The sequence below is a fragment of the Massilia sp. TSP1-1-2 genome, assembly GCF_049896185.1.
Lineage (GTDB): Bacteria > Pseudomonadota > Gammaproteobacteria > Burkholderiales > Burkholderiaceae_D > Telluria_A.
In genome coordinates this window covers 320710-335925 of record NZ_JAFCTU010000001.1, presented here as the reverse complement: position 1 = coordinate 335925, position 15216 = coordinate 320710, and the positions used below count along the sequence as shown (strand labels likewise).

Here is a 15216-nt window from a genome sequence, read left to right as displayed (position 1 = left end):
GAATTAAAACGCGTCGCCCGGCACGCGTACCCAGCCTTCCATCAGCACGCGCGCGCTGCGGCTCATGATCGCTTTCTTGACCTTCCACTCGCCGTCGACCAGGTGCGCTTCGGCGCCCACGCGCAGCGTGCCGGACGGGTGGCCAAAGCGCACCGCCGTGCGCGCAAGGCCACCAGCGGCGAGATTGACCAGCGTGCCGGGAATGGCCGCCGCCGTGCCGATCGCCACCGCGGCCGTGCCCATCATCGCGTGATGCAGCTTGCCCATCGACAGGGCGCGCACCTGCAGGTCGATGTCCCCGGCCGGGATCTGCTTGCCGCTAGACGAGACATAGTCGCTCGGCCCCGACACGAACGCCACCTTCGGCGTGTGCTGGAACCTGGACGCTTCGGCAATGTGCTTGATGAGGCCCATGCGCACCGCGCCATGCGCGCGGATGGTTTCGAAACGCGCAAGCGCCGCGGCGTCGCCGTTGATCGCTTCCTGCAGCTCGGTGCCGGTGTACCCGATCTCTTTCGCATTGAGAAAAATGGTCGGGATGCCGGCATTGATCATAGTCGCCTTGAAAGTGCCCACGCCCGGCACTTCCAGATCGTCGACCAGATGCCCGGTCGGGAACATCGAGCCGCCCGCGCCCTCTTCGTCGGCGGCCGGATCAAGGAACTCGAGCTGCACTTCGGCCGCCGCGAACGTCACGCCGTCAAGCGCAAAGTCGCCCGTTTCCTGCACCGCGCCGCCGCTGACCGGCACGTGCGCGATGATGGTCTTGCCGATGTTGGCCTGCCAGACGCGCACCGTGCACACGCCGTCTGCGGGCACCCGCGCCGAATCGAGCATGCCGGCACTGATGGCGAACGATCCCACAGCCGCCGACAGGTTGCCGCAGTTGCCGCTCCAGTCGACAAACGCCTTGTCGATGGCGACCTGGCCGAACAGATAATCGACGTCATGCCCTTCGCGGCTGCTGGGCGAGACAATCACGGCCTTGCTGGTGGACGAGGTGGCGCCGCCCATGCCGTCGATCTGCTTGCCGTACGGGTCGGGGCTGCCGATCACGCGCAGCAGCAGCGCGTCGCGCGCGGGACCTGGATACTGGCACGTTTGCGGCAGGTCCTGCAGGCGAAAGAACACGCCCTTGCTGGTGCCGCCTCGCATATAGGTGGCGGCGATTTTGGTCTGGGGTACGCTGGACATCTAGGCCGCCTTGGTCGATTCGAGGAAATCCTGGGCAAAGCGCTGCAGCACACCGCCCGCTTCGTAGATCGCCACTTCTTCGGCCGTGTCGAGCCGGCAGATGACCGGTACCATGAGTTGCTCGCCGCCTTTGCGCTTGATCACCAGCGTGAGCGTCGAACGCGGGGTGCGCTCGCCGATCACGTCATACGTCTCGCTGCCGTCGATCGCCAGCGTATTGCGGTCCACGCCGGGTTTGAATTCCAGCGGCAGCACGCCCATGCCCACCAGGTTGGTGCGGTGGATGCGCTCGAAGCCTTCGGCGACGATCGCTTCCACGCCGGCCAGGCGCACGCCCTTGGCGGCCCAGTCGCGCGAGGAACCCTGGCCATAGTCGGCCCCGGCGATGATGATCAGGGGCTGCTTGCGCTCCATGTAGGTTTCAATCGCTTCCCACATGCGCGTGACCGTGCCTTCGGGCTCGATGCGGGCCAGCGAGCCGGCCTTGACCTTGCCGTCGACCTGCACCATTTCGTTCTTGAGCGTGGGATTGGCAAAGGTTGCGCGCTGCGCCGTCAAATGGTCGCCCCGGTGGGTGGCGTAGGAATTGAAGTCTTCTTCCGGCAGTCCCATTTTGGCCAGGTATTCGCCCGCTGCGCTGTCAAGCATAATCGCGTTCGATGGCGACAGGTGGTCGGTGGTGATGTTGTCGCCCAAAACTGCGAGCGGACGCATGCCCTTCAGTGCACGCTCGCCGGCCAGCGCGCCTTCCCAGTAAGGCGGACGGCGGATGTAGGTGGTCTGCGCGCGCCACTCGTACAGGGGGCTGACCTTCAGGCCATCGTCGGCCTGTTTGGCGAACATCGGGATGTAGACCTTGCGGAACTGCTCCGGCTTGACGCTCGAAGCGACGATGGCGTCGATCTCTTCGTCCAGCGGCCAGATGTCTTTGAGCGTGACGGGCTTGCCCTGGGCGTCCAGACCGAGGATATCTTTTTCGATGTCGAAGCGGATGGTGCCGGCAATCGCATAGGCGACCACGAGCGGCGGCGACGCCAGGAAGGCCTGGTTCGCATACGGGTGGATGCGCCCGTCAAAATTGCGGTTGCCCGACAGGACCGCGGTCGCATACAGTTTGCGATCAATGATCTCTTGCTGGATCACCGGGTCAAGCGCGCCGGACATGCCGTTGCACGAAGTGCAGGCATACGCCACCACGCCAAAGCCGAGCTGCTCGAGTTCCGGCATCAAGCCTGCTTCTTCCAGGTACAGCGTGACGGTCTTGGAGCCTGGCGCGAGCGAGGTCTTGACCCACGGTTTGCGCGTCAAGCCAAGGCGGTTGGCGTTGCGCGCGATCAGGCCAGCGGCGATCATGTTGCGCGGGTTGTTGGTGTTGGTGCAGCTGGTGATGGCGGCGATGATCACGGCGCCGTCGGGCATCAGCCCAGGTTCGTTCTCGACCACGCCGCTAATGCCGCGCGCTGCCAGTTCGGAGGTCGGCACGCGGTTGTGCGGGTTGGACGGGCCGGCGATATTGCGCACCACCGACGACAGGTCGAACGTCAGCACGCGCTCGTATTGCGCCGTTTTCAGGCTGTCGGCCCACAGGCCGGTATGGCGCGCATACAGTTCCACCAGCAAGACCTGCTCGTCGTCGCGTCCGGTCAGCTTGAGGTACTTGATGGTCTGCTCGTCGATGTAGAACATGGCTGCGGTCGAACCATATTCGGGCGCCATGTTCGAGATCGTTGCGCGGTCGCCCAGCGTCAGGTGCGACGCGCCTTCACCATAAAACTCCAGGTACGACGAGACCACCTTCGCCTTGCGCAAAAATTCGGTCAGCGCCAGCACGGTGTCGGTGGCGGTAATGCCAGGCTGCGGTTTGCCGGTCAGTTCCACGCCGATGATGTCGGGCAGGCGCATCCACGAGGCGCGGCCCAGCATCACGCTTTCCGCTTCCAGGCCGCCCACGCCGATGGCGATCACGCCGAGCGCGTCCACCATGGGGGTGTGCGAATCGGTGCCGACCAGCGTATCGGGAAAGGCGACGCCGTCGAGCACCTGGATCACGGGCGACATGCGCTCAAGGTTAATCTGGTGCAGGATGCCGTTACCGGGCGGGATCACGTCGACGTTCTTGAACGCCTTCTTGGTCCAGTTGATGAAGTCGAAGCGGTCTTCGTTGCGGCGGTCTTCAATGGCGCGGTTTTTTTCAAAAGCGTCAGGGTCGAAACCGCCGCACTCCACCGCCAGCGAATGGTCCACCACCAGTTGGGTCGGCACCACCGGGTTGACCAGCGCCGGGTCGCCGCCTTGCAGGGCGATGGCGTCGCGCAGGCCGGCCAGGTCGACCAGGGCGGTCTGGCCCAAAATGTCGTGGCACACCACGCGCGCGGGGAACCATGGAAAGTCTAGGTCGCGCCTGCGTTCAATGAATTGGGACAGCGATGCATTCAGGCTGGCCGGATCGCACCGGCGCACCAGGTTTTCGGCCAGCACGCGCGAGGTGTAGGGCAGCTTGTCGTAGGCGCCCGGCTCGATCGCGTCGACCGCGGCGCGGGTGTCGAAATAATCGAGCTTGGTGCCCGGCAGGGACTTGCGAAATTGCGTATTCATGATGATTCCCAGTGGTCTACTTGCGGTCCGAAATCGGCACGAAGGTGAGGTCTTCAGGGCCGACATAGTTGGCGCTCGGGCGAATGATCTTGTTGTCGATGCGCTGCTCGATCACGTGCGCGGCCCAGCCGGAGGTGCGCGAGATCACGAACAAGGGCGTGAACATGGCAGTCGGCACACCCATCATGTGGTACGACACGGCCGAGAACCAGTCCAGGTTCGGGAACATCTTTTTAACGTCCCACATGACCGTTTCGAGGCGCTCGGCGATGTCGAACATTTTCATCGAGCCCGCCTGCGTGGACAATGACCGCGCCACTTCCTTGATGACCACGTTGCGCGGGTCCGACACGGTGTAGACCGGATGGCCGAAGCCGATCACGACTTCCTTGTTGGCCACGCGGCTGCGGATGTCCGCTTCGGCTTCGTCCGGGTTTTCGTAGCGTTCCTGGATTTCAAGCGCGACTTCGTTGGCGCCGCCGTGCTTTGGACCGCGCAGCGCACCGATGGCGCCGGTGATGGCCGAGTGGATGTCGGAACCGGTGCCGGCGACCACGCGCGCGGTGAAGGTGGAGGCGTTAAATTCGTGTTCCGCGTACAGGATCAGCGAGGTGTGCATCGCCTGCTCCCATTCCTTGGATGGTTTTTTGCCGTGCAGCAGATGCAGAAAGTGCGCGCCGATCGACTCGTCGTCCGTCTCGGTCTCGATCCGCTTGCCGTTATGGCTGAAGTGGTACCAGTACAGCAGCATGGAGCCGAACGACGCCATCAGGCGGTCGGCGATCATGCGGGCGCCGGGCACGTTGTGGTCATCTTTTTCAGGCAGCACGCAGCCCAGTACCGATACGCCGGTGCGCATCACATCCATCGGGTGGGCCGACGCCGGCAGCGCCTCGAGCGCCGACTTGACCGCCTGCGGCAGGCCGCGCATCGACTTCAGGTGCGCCTTGTAGCCCTTCAGTTCAGCCTTGGTCGGCAGTTTGCCGTGCACCAGCAGGTAGGCGATTTCTTCGAACTCGCTGTTGGTGGCGACGTCGAGAATGTCGTAGCCGCGGTAGTGCAGATCGTTGCCGGTTTTGCCGACCGAGCACAGCGCGGTGTTGCCCGCGGTGACGCCGGAAAGGGCGACCGATTTTTTTGGCTTGAAGGGGGTTGCTTGTACATCGCTCATGCTGGAGTCTCCTGGAATAGTTGGTTTATTTTTTCTGGGCTGCGAACAGCGCGTCGAGCTTTTGCTCGAAATCGTGATAGTTGATGCGCTCGTACAGTTCCATGCGGGTCTGCATGGTGTCGACCACGTTCTTTTGCGTGCCGTCGCGGCGAATCGCGCCGTAGACGTTTTCGGCCGCCTTGTTCATGGCGCGAAAGGCCGACAGCGGGTACAGCACCAGGCCGACGTCGGCGCCTTTGAGTTCGTCCACCGTGAACAGCGGGGTCGCGCCGAACTCGGTGATGTTGGCCAGCACCGGCACCTTGACCGCTTTCGCAAACGTGGCGTACATGGCCAGGTCGGTGATCGCTTCCGGGAAGATCATGTCGGCGCCCGCTTCCACGCAGGCGATGGCGCGCTCCATGGCCGACTCCAGGCCTTCGACGGCCAGCGCATCGGTGCGCGCCATGATGACGAAACTGTCGTCGGTGCGCGCATCCACTGCCGCCTTGATGCGGTCAACCATCTCCTGCTTGCTGACGATTTCCTTGCCCGGACGGTGGCCGCAGCGCTTGGCGCCGACCTGGTCTTCGATGTGGATGGCGCCGGCGCCGGCCTTGATCATCGAGCGCACCGTGCGCGCCACGTTGAAGGCGGACGAGCCGAAGCCGGTGTCGACGTCCACCAGCAGCGGCAGGTCGCACACGTCGGTAATGCGGCGCACGTCGGTCAGCACGTCGTCCAGGTTGGAGATGCCCAGGTCCGGCAGGCCGAGCGAGCCGGCGGCCACGCCGCCGCCGGACAGGTAAATAGCGCGAAAACCGGCGCGCTTGGCCAGCAAGGCGTGGTTGGCGTTGATGGCGCCGACCACTTGTAAGGGCAACTCTTCTTGAACAGCTTTGCGAAATGCCGCGCCTGCGGAAACTTGGGCCATGATTGTCCTTTAGTGTTGCGTGGTCGATTGAACGAGATAGCACCTACACCGCAAAAGGCGTGCCACAGGTACGAGAACGGGGTGAGTCCTTGTGAATCAAGCACTTGGGTAGCTTGCGTTTCTCCACAAGCAAACAAATGAAACAAAATATTGCATTGCCAGTGGAACATTGAAACACAAATGAAACACCATTTGAAACATGGACTACAATAAGGATATGAGCTACCAGAACCGCCCTGCCCCCGATTCGCCCGACAAACCCGTCATCTGGACGGTATCGGTGTCCCGTCTGGCCGATCTGTTTCGCGACATCACGCTTGAATACGACCACCTGGCGACCATCGAACCGGTGAACCTGGGCTTTGACGAGGCGGCGCGCGCGATCCGCGAACGGGTCGCCACCGAACGCTGCGACGTGGTGATCGCGGCAGGTTCAAACGCGGCCTATCTCAAGGGCCGCGTCTCGGTGCCGCTGGTGATCGCCAAGGCCAGCGGCTTTGATTTCATGCAGGCGCTGGCGCGCGCGCGGCGCGTGTCGGACCGCATCGGCGTCGTCACTTACCAGCAGCAACTGCCCGAACTGGCGGAGTTCGCCGCGACCTTTGGCGTGGCCATCGCCCAGCGCACCTACGTGACCGAGGAAGACGCGCGCGCCCAGATCAATGAACTGAAAGCTGCCGGCATCCAGGCCGTCGTGGGCGCGGGCCTGATCACCGATTTGGCCGAAGAAGCGGGACTGACCGGCGTTTTCGTCTACTCGGCCGCGTCGATCCGCCAGGCCTTTGACGATGCGCTGGAACTGGCGCGCCTGACGCACCTGGAATCGATTCGCGGGCGCCGCTTGGTGGTGGCCGACACGCTGCGCGCCAAGCACGGCCTGAACGACCTGCGCGGCGTGTCCGGCGCGATGGAGACGCTGCGCCAGGCCGTGGTGCTATACGCGCGCTCGCCAGCGACGGTCTTGATTGCCGGCGAGACCGGCACCGGCAAGGAAATGGTGGCGCAAGCCATCCACCGCGAAAGCCCGCGCAGCCTGGGCCCCAACCGGCCTTTTGTGGCCGTCAACTGCGGAGCGATCGCCGAGTCGCTGCTGGAGTCCGAACTGTTCGGCCACGAAGAAGGCGCCTTTACCGGCGCGCGCCGGGGCGGCCACGCGGGCCTGTTTGAAGCGGCCAACCACGGCACGCTGTTCCTCGACGAAATCGGCGAAATGCCGCTGGCGCTGCAAACGCGCCTGCTGCGCGTGCTCGAAGAGCGCGAGGTGGTGCGCGTGGGCGGCACGCGGCCCATTGCGGTCAGCGTGCGGGTGATCAGCGCCACCCACTGCGACCTGGAGGCGCGGGTGCGCGAAGGACGCTTTCGGGCCGACCTGTTTTACCGGCTGGCGGTGCTGCGCCTGGCGCTGCCGCCGCTGCGCGAGCGCGCCGATGACATTGTCGTGCTGGCCGAATGGTCGCTCAAGACTGCGCTGGCGGCGCTCGGCGCGCGACCGCACCCCAACCTGCATGCCGAAATCACAGCCTGCGCCCCGCTGCTGGAGCGCTACAACTGGCCGGGCAATGTGCGCGAACTGCGCAACATGGCCGAGCGCCTGGCGCTCTACCTGGCGGCCGAGCCGCTACAGGCACTCACGCCCGCGTTCGTGCTCGGCGTGGCGCCGGAGCTTGGGCGCGGCGCGCCTGATGCGCAAGCGCTCGCCGCGCCAAAGATCAAGAGCGAAACGGTGGAGCAAGTGCTGGCGCGTTTTGGCGGGCGGCGCGACGAAGCGGCGGCCTACCTGGGCATCAGCCGCACAACGCTGTGGCGCAAGCTGAAAAAATGATACGTTCTTGAGCAAGTCGACACAAAAAGTGACTAACGAAGTCTAGAATTATTCGTTCCCTCTCCCGCAGCGCAACCGTATGATCGCCCTTTTACCGCTGGCGGCAAAGCTCGCCGAAAAATTCGCAAGCGCGCGCGCCAGCTACCTGGAGGTCCCATGTCGCCCGCAACCGCACCTGCCCTGTTTTCCCTGATTGGCAATACGCCGCTGGTCGAAGTGACCCGCATCGATACCGGCCCCTGCCAATTGTTCCTCAAGCTTGAAAGCCAAAATCCCGGCGGCTCCATCAAGGACCGCATCGGGCGCGCCATGATCGAAGCGGCCGAAGCGGACGGCAGCCTACGACCGGGCGGCGTGGTGGTCGAGGCGACGGCCGGCAATACGGGCCTGGGACTGGCACTGGTGGCGCGCCTCAAGGGCTACCGCGTGGTGCTGGTCGTGCCCGACAAAATGGCGGTCGAAAAAATCCTGCACCTGAAAGCGCTGGGCGCCGAGATCCACCTGACCCGCTCCGACGTCGGCAAGGGCCATCCCGAGTATTACCAGGACTATGCGGCGCGCCTGGCCCGCGAGATTCCCGGCGCCTGGTTTGCCGACCAGTTCAACAATCCTGCCAATCCGCGCGCGCATGAAACCGGCACCGGCCCGGAGCTGTGGTCGCAAACGGGCCAGCAGCTCGACACCATTGTCGTCGGCGTGGGTTCGTCCGGCACGCTGACGGGGCTGTCACGCTTTTTCGAGCGCGTGCAGCCGGCGCTGCAATTCGTGCTGGCCGATCCCAAGGGCTCGATCCTGGCCGACTACATCAACACGGGCGTGCTGCGCACCGACGCCGGTTCGTGGGCGGTGGAAGGCATCGGCGAGGACTTCATTCCCGCCATCGCCGACCTGTCGCGCGTGACCAGCGCCTACACCATCAGCGACGAGGAAAGCTTTCACACGGCGCGCCTGCTGCTGCGCCAGGAAGGCATATTGGGCGGGTCGTCGAGCGGCACTTTGCTGGCCGCCGCGCTGCGCTACTGCCGCGCGCAGAGCACGCCAAAACGCGTCGTCACGTTCGTGTGCGACAACGGCACACGCTACCTCACCAAGGTCTACAGCGATGGCTGGATGGCCGACCAGGGGCTGCTTTTGCGTGAACAACTGGGCGACTTGCGCGACCTGATCGGGCGCCGCCATGACGACGGCGACATCGTCACCGTGGGGCCGGGCGACACCCTGCTCACCGCCTTTAACCGCATGCGCAGCAGCGACCTGGCACAACTGCCGGTCATGGACCAGGGGCGCCTGGCCGGCATCATCAACGAATCGGACCTGCTGCTGCATGTAACGAGCGAGCCGGCCGGGTTCCGAAGCCCAGTCAGCAGCACCATGACGGCGCAGCTGCAAACGCTGCGCCCGTCGGCCAGCGTGCAGAACCTGCGCACCATCCTCGAGCGCGGCCTGACGGCAGTCATTTGCGACGAGGCGCGCTTTTATGGCCTGATTACGCGTTTTGACCTTCTCAACCATTTGCGCAGGACTTTATCGTGACCGACTCCACCATCAAGAAGCACCTTTCCACGCGCGTGATCCACGGCGGCCAGTTTCCCGACCCGACAACGGGCGCGGTGATGCCGCCCATTTATGCGACGTCCACGTTTGTCCAGGAAAGCCCGGGCGTGCACAAGGGGCTCGACTACGGGCGCTCGCATAACCCCACGCGCTGGGCGCTGGAGCGCTGCGTGGCGGACCTGGAAAGCGGCGCGCAAGCATTCGCGTTTGCGTCGGGCCTGGCGGCGATAGCGACCGTGCTGGAACTGGCCGACAGTGGCTCGCACATCATCGCCGGCGACGACATGTATGGCGGGACGTACCGGCTGTTCGAGCGCATACGCAAGCGCAGCGCGGGGCATGAATTCACCTACGTTGATTTGACCGATCCGCAAGCGCTGCTGGCGGCATTGAGGCCAGAGACGCGCATGGTATGGATCGAAACGCCGACCAACCCGATGCTCAAGCTGGCCGACCTGGCAGCGATCGCCACCATCTGCCGCGCGCGCGGCGTCATCACCGTGTGCGACAACACCTTTGCCAGCCCGATCGTGCAGCGGCCGCTGGAGTTTGGCATCGACATCGTGGTGCACTCGACAACCAAGTACATGAACGGGCACTCCGACATCATCGGCGGCATTGCCGTGGTGGGCGGCGAGCCGCACCAGGGGGCTTGGCGCGAACAGCTGGGATTTTTGCAAAATTCGGTGGGCGCGATCCAGGGGCCGTTCGACAGCTTCTTGGTACTGCGCGGGATCAAGACGCTGGCCTTGCGCCTGGAGCGCCATTGCGCCAGTGCGCTGGACCTGGCGCAATGGCTGGAAAGCGAACCCAAGGTGGGCAAGGTGTTCTATCCCGGGCTAGCGTCGCACCCGCAGCATGCGCTGGCCAGGCGTCAGATGAATGGCTTTGGCGGGATCATTTCGATCCAGTTAAATACCGACCTGGCGGGCGCGCGCCGTTTTCTCGAGCGCTGCGACGTGTTCACGCTGGCCGAAAGTCTGGGCGGCGTGGAGAGTTTGATCGAGCATCCCGCCTTGATGACGCATGCGACGATTCCGCAGGCCCAGCGCGCGCTGCTCGGGATCAGCGACGGCTTGATCCGGCTGTCGGTGGGCGTCGAGCATGTCGAGGATTTGCGCGATGATTTGCGCGCTGCGCTGGCGGCCATTTGACGCTTCCAGGGCCGCTTATAGTGGAAGGCACGCGTTGCGCTTTTTCACCATACCCTACCTAGCAGCCTGTCGGACTATGGGTAAAAAAGAAACTTTATTGACCGCTTGCTGAAAATTTAGGCTAAATTTCCGCATTTAAATGCCACGAATGGTATCCAGAGCCAATATTTTTCGTTTCAGGCGCGCAATCGTGTTTTAGTTTCGCAAGTCCGACAGGCTGCTAGGCCCCCCGGAGTTCAGGAACGTAAAAAAACCCGCCTCGTGAAGCGGGTTTTTTACTTTAGCGAGTCGATTACTCGATCTCGACCGTCTCTGCAGGCGCCATCGGCGGCGGTGCATCGGACTCGGGAAACTCCAGCGTGACGTTATCCTTATCATCCATATCGACCGTCACGCGCCCGCCGTTGACCAGGCGGCCAAACAGCAGCTCGTCGGCCAGCGCCTTGCGGATCATGTCCTGGATCAGGCGCGCCATTGGCCTTGCACCCATCTGCGGATCGAAACCCTTTTTAGACAAGAACTTGCGCAGCGACTCGGTGAAGATGGCCTCGACTTTTTTCTCGTGCAGCTGTTCTTCCAGCTGCATCAGGAATTTGTCGACCACGCGCAAGATGATTTCTTCGTCCAGGGCGCGGAAGCTGATGATCGCGTCGATCCGGTTGCGGAACTCCGGCGTGAACATGCGCTTGATGTCGGCCATCTCGTCGCCTGGTGCCTTGGACTCGGTAAAGCCCATCGAACGCTTGGTCAGGCTTTCGGCACCGGCGTTGGTCGTCATGATGATGATCACGTTGCGGAAGTCCGCCTTGCGCCCGTTGTTATCGGTCAGCGTGCCGTGGTCCATCACCTGCAGCAGGATATTGAAAATATCCGGATGCGCTTTTTCGATCTCGTCAAGCAGCAGCACCGCATGCGGCTTCTTGGTAATCGCTTCGGTCAGCAAACCACCCTGGTCGAAACCAACATAACCCGGTGGCGCGCCGATCAGGCGGCTGACGGCATGCCGTTCCATATACTCGGACATGTCGAAGCGGATCAGTTCAATGCCCAGAATGAACGCAAGCTGCTTTGCCACTTCGGTCTTGCCCACGCCGGTAGGACCGGAGAACAGGAAGGAACCAATCGGCTTGTCGGTCTTGCCCAGCCCGGCGCGCGCCATCTTGATGGCCGACGACAGCGCATCGATGGCCGGCTCCTGGCCAAAGACGACATTGCGCAAGTCGCGGTCGATCGTTTGCAGCTTGCTGCGGTCGTCCTGGTTGACGGTCTGCGGCGGGATGCGCGCGATCTTGGCGATGATGTCTTCGATCTCGGCCTTGCCAATAGTCTTTTTCTGCTTCGATTTCGGCAAAATGCGCTGGGCGGCGCCAGCTTCGTCGATGACGTCGATCGCCTTGTCGGGCAAGTGACGGTCGTTGATGAAGCGGGCCGCCAGTTCGGCGGCCGTCGTCAAGGCCGAGGACGAATACTTCACGCCGTGGTGCTCTTCGAAACGCGATTTCAGGCCGCGCAGGATCTGGATGGTCTGTTCGACGGTCGGCTCGTTGACGTCCACTTTCTGGAAGCGGCGCGACAGCGCATGGTCTTTCTCGAACACGCCGCGGAACTCCGTGTACGTGGTCGCGCCGATGCACTTGAGCTGGCCGTTAGCGAGCGCCGGCTTGAGCAGGTTCGATGCATCCAGCGTGCCGCCCGACGCGGAACCGGCGCCGATGATCGTGTGGATCTCGTCGATGAACAGGATGCCGTGCGGCGTTTCCTTCAATTGCTTGAGGACCGCTTTCAAGCGCTGTTCAAAGTCGCCGCGATACTTGGTGCCGGCCAGCAGCGCGCCCATGTCGAGCGAGTAGACGATGGCGTTTTGCAGGATTTCGGGGACGTCTTCCTGCGTGATGCGCCATGCCAGGCCTTCGGCAATCGCCGTTTTGCCCACGCCGGCTTCACCGACGAGCAAGGGATTGTTCTTGCGGCGACGGCACAGGATCTGGATCACGCGGTCGACCTCGTCTTCACGGCCGATCAGCGGATCGATCTTGCCTTCGGCGGCAGCCTTGTTCAGGTTTTGCGTGAACTGGTCAAGCGGGCTTTCCTTGGCCTGCCCTTCAACCTGCGCTTCCTCGACTCCCTCGGACGTTTTTTGCATGTCGACCTGCTGGTCCTTGCGCACGCCGTGGGAAATAAAGTTGACGACGTCGAGCCGCGTTACGCCCTGCTGGTGCAGGTAGTAGACCGCATGCGAATCCTTCTCGCCAAAGATGGCCACGAGCACGTTGGCGCCCGTGACTTCCTTCTTGCCATTGGACGCGGACTGCACGTGCATGATGGCGCGCTGGATCACCCGCTGAAAGCCGAGCGTGGGCTGGGTGTCCACTTCGCCCGTGCCAGGCACGGTTGGCGTGTTGTCGCCAATGAAGTTGGTCAGCGTTTTGCGCAGGTCTTCAATGTTGACAGCACAGGCGCGCAAGACTTCGGCGGCCGATGGATTGTCCAGAAGCGCCAGCAGCAAATGCTCGACTGTAATGAATTCATGACGTGCTTGCCGAGCTTCGACAAAAGCCATGTGTAGGGAAACTTCGAGTTCCTGCGCAATCATACTTCCTCCATAACGCACTGCAGGGGATGCCCCGCCTTGCGCGCATGCGTTAATACAAACTCCACTTTTGTACAGGCTATATCTTTGGAAAACACGCCGCACACTCCCTTGCCGTGGCGATGGACGGAAAGCATAATCTGCGTCGCCGTCTCCAGATCCTTGTTGAAGTACTCCTGAATAATGGCCACCACAAACTCCATTGGAGTGTAGTCATCATTGAGCAGCGCTACCTGGTACAGCGGCGGTGGCTTGACCACCTGCCGCTCCAGCACTTGTTCGGTGTCTTGCTTGGTTGCCATACGCTTATTCTAATGCTTTCAATGTTGATGCATTACGTAAATATCAGGGCATTTACATTTGTTTTCCATCTTACGCGTTTTCCGATTAATGCGCAGATGGCGTCCAGAACCGGGAATTCAAGAGTTGCTTTTGTGTTTGACGTGAGCTTTTCGGCAATTCCGCAGCAAAACCACTTGACTTCGCTATTTTTTCAACCAACAATGCAGTTATTGACTTGTACTTATGTACATGGTTAATCCGAAGTGAGCAGGCTGAGGAGGGGGCAAAAGCTTCTTGCTTTTATGGCTCGTGTGATTGGTTTTTATTTGAAAGTTCTTTATGGCAACAGGTACAGTTAAGTGGTTCAATGATTCCAAAGGTTTTGGCTTCATCACTCCAGATGACGGCGGCGAGGATCTGTTCGCACACTTCTCCGCAATCAACATGAACGGTTTCAAGACCCTCAAAGAAGGTCAAAAAGTTCAATTCGAAGTCACGCAAGGCCCTAAAGGCAAGCAAGCTTCCAACATCCAGGCTGCGTAAAGCTTACCCGATGTAAAAAAACCCCGTTGCGAGACGGGGTTTTTTTTCGCCCGGGCCGCGCGCTCCCGTGCGCGCGCGTTGCGCCATGGTAGGATGAATTGACATTTCAAGACGACGAGGTTCCCGTGCCGATGCATGATCAGGCGAGCGATATCGCCGCCATCCAATCCATCTCGTCCGTGCCAACCATCCTCGAAGCTGTGGCCGCACTCACCGGCTTGCGCTTTGTGTGCATCGCCCGCGTGACCGACGCATCGTGGACCACCTGCGCCGTGCTCGACAGGCTTGAATTCGGCCTCAAGGTTGGCGACGGACTCGACCTCGCAACCACATTCTGCCAAACCGTGCGCAAGACCCGGCGCGCCGTCATTATCGACAACGTCAGCACCGACCCGGCCTACCACGACCATCCCATACCACGCCTGCATGGGTTCCAAAGCTATATTTCCATCCCCGTGATACGCCCCGACGGCGAATATTTCGGCACCCTGTGCGCGCTCGATCCGCTGGCAGCGACAGTGTCGGGCAGCGCGACGGTGGCGAGCATGACGCTGTTTGCCCAGCTCATCACCAAGCACCTGGAAACCGAAGCCAGGCTGAGCGAATCGCAGGTCGCGCTGCTCGGCGAGCGCGAAACGTCGGAATTGCGCGAACAGTTCATCGCCGTGCTCGGGCACGACCTGCGCACGCCGCTCGGCTCGATTTTGCTCGGCGCCGACCTGCTTCAATTTGAAAGCCTCACGCCGCGCGCGGCCGGCGTGGTTGAGCGCATGAAGCGCAGCGCGCTGCGCATGGCAGGGCTGGTCGACGACGTGCTCGACTTTACGCGGGGCCGTATGGGCGGCGGCATTGCGCTCGACATGCAGCAGCAAACGTCGCTGCTGGCCCCAATGATGCAAGTAATCGACGAATTGCGCAGCGCCTACCCGGGGCGCGCGATCGACATCGATTTCACGCTCGCCGTCCCCGTGCTGTGCGACGTGCAGCGCATCCAGCAGATGCTGTCGAACCTGCTGAAAAATGCGCTGGTGTACGGCGACGCCGATTCCCCCGTGCTGGTGCAGTGCTCGTCGCAAAACGGCATCTTTGAACTGGCCATCGTCAACCATGGGCCGGCCATCTCGCAAGCGACGATCGACCAGTTGTTCAAGCCGTTTTGGCGCGCCTCGGCCAAGGCATCTAATGAGGGGCTGGGCCTGGGCTTGTTCATCGTGTCAGAAATTGCGCGCTCGCATGGCGGCGAACTGGCCGTCGCGTCGTCCGAGCAATCCACGCGCTTTATTTTCCGCCTCAAGGGACGCGACTTCGTCGAGCGGCGCAAGACGGCGCGCTAGCTTTTGCCAGTGGCCCGCTATGCGCACGCTTGAGCAGCATCAGGCTCGCCTCATTTCATTCGCA

Annotated in this window: 11 protein-coding genes; 5 read left to right on the top strand and 6 right to left on the bottom strand. The window is 62.2% G+C overall.

The features are described from left to right. Positions 1-3: 3 nt before the first annotated feature. From prpF to prpB, 4 genes are read right to left on the bottom strand one after another with little or no spacing between them, the layout of a single operon-like run. Positions 4-1194, bottom strand: coding sequence for a 2-methylaconitate cis-trans isomerase PrpF (gene prpF / locus ACP7BV_RS01530; protein ID WP_426100778.1), 1191 nt, complete (start codon positions 1192-1194; stop codon positions 4-6). Next, positions 1195-3789 carry a Fe/S-dependent 2-methylisocitrate dehydratase AcnD gene (gene acnD, locus ACP7BV_RS01525; RefSeq protein ID WP_426100776.1) on the bottom strand — a complete coding sequence of 865 codons (2595 nt, stop codon included), beginning with the start codon at positions 3787-3789 and terminating at the stop codon, positions 1195-1197. Positions 3790-3805: 16 nt separating this feature from the next. Then, a complete protein-coding gene (gene prpC, locus ACP7BV_RS01520; protein ID WP_426100774.1) occupies positions 3806-4960 on the bottom strand; it encodes a bifunctional 2-methylcitrate synthase/citrate synthase in 1155 nt (384 codons plus the stop codon). A 25-nt stretch (positions 4961-4985) separates the two neighbouring features. Further along, entirely contained in the window at positions 4986-5873 is an 888-nt protein-coding gene (gene prpB, locus ACP7BV_RS01515; protein WP_426100772.1) for a methylisocitrate lyase, read from the bottom strand. A 217-nt stretch (positions 5874-6090) separates the two neighbouring features. On the opposite strand from prpB, the gene prpR reads away from it, so the two are divergent. The 3 genes from prpR to ACP7BV_RS01500 all read left to right on the top strand — a co-directional run bounded on the left by prpR (position 6091) and on the right by ACP7BV_RS01500 (position 10403). Then, a complete protein-coding gene (prpR, locus tag ACP7BV_RS01510) occupies positions 6091-7695 on the top strand; it encodes a propionate catabolism operon regulatory protein PrpR (protein ID WP_426100973.1) in 1605 nt (534 codons plus the stop codon). 156 nt (positions 7696-7851) lie between these two features. After that, the gene (locus tag ACP7BV_RS01505) at positions 7852-9228 is read left to right on the top strand and encodes a pyridoxal-phosphate dependent enzyme (protein WP_426100770.1); all 1377 of its coding nucleotides are present in this window, start codon (positions 7852-7854) and stop codon (positions 9226-9228) included. Further along, positions 9225-10403 carry a trans-sulfuration enzyme family protein gene (locus ACP7BV_RS01500; RefSeq protein WP_426100768.1) on the top strand — a complete coding sequence of 393 codons (1179 nt, stop codon included), beginning with the start codon at positions 9225-9227 and terminating at the stop codon, positions 10401-10403. The genes ACP7BV_RS01505 and ACP7BV_RS01500 overlap by 4 nt, the downstream gene beginning before the upstream one ends. A 292-nt stretch (positions 10404-10695) precedes the next feature. Here ACP7BV_RS01500 and clpA read toward each other — a convergent pair whose 3' ends face one another. Together clpA and clpS are read right to left on the bottom strand one after the other, a co-directional pair. Next, positions 10696-12996 (bottom strand): ATP-dependent Clp protease ATP-binding subunit ClpA, encoded by a 2301-nt coding sequence (gene clpA / locus ACP7BV_RS01495; RefSeq protein WP_426100766.1) that lies wholly within the window; start codon positions 12994-12996, stop codon positions 10696-10698. Further along, positions 12993-13295 (bottom strand): ATP-dependent Clp protease adapter ClpS, encoded by a 303-nt coding sequence (gene clpS / locus ACP7BV_RS01490; RefSeq protein WP_426100764.1) that lies wholly within the window; start codon positions 13293-13295, stop codon positions 12993-12995. The genes clpA and clpS overlap by 4 nt, the downstream gene beginning before the upstream one ends. 319 nt (positions 13296-13614) lie before the next feature. Between clpS and cspE the strand changes: the two genes are divergently transcribed. Both cspE and ACP7BV_RS01480 read left to right on the top strand, forming a co-directional pair. After that, a complete protein-coding gene (gene cspE / locus ACP7BV_RS01485) occupies positions 13615-13818 on the top strand; it encodes a transcription antiterminator/RNA stability regulator CspE (RefSeq protein ID WP_010395943.1) in 204 nt (67 codons plus the stop codon). Positions 13819-13916: 98 nt separating this feature from the next. Beyond that, entirely contained in the window at positions 13917-15152 is a 1236-nt protein-coding gene (locus tag ACP7BV_RS01480; RefSeq protein ID WP_426100762.1) for a GAF domain-containing sensor histidine kinase, read from the top strand. Positions 15153-15216: the final 64 nt, after the last annotated feature.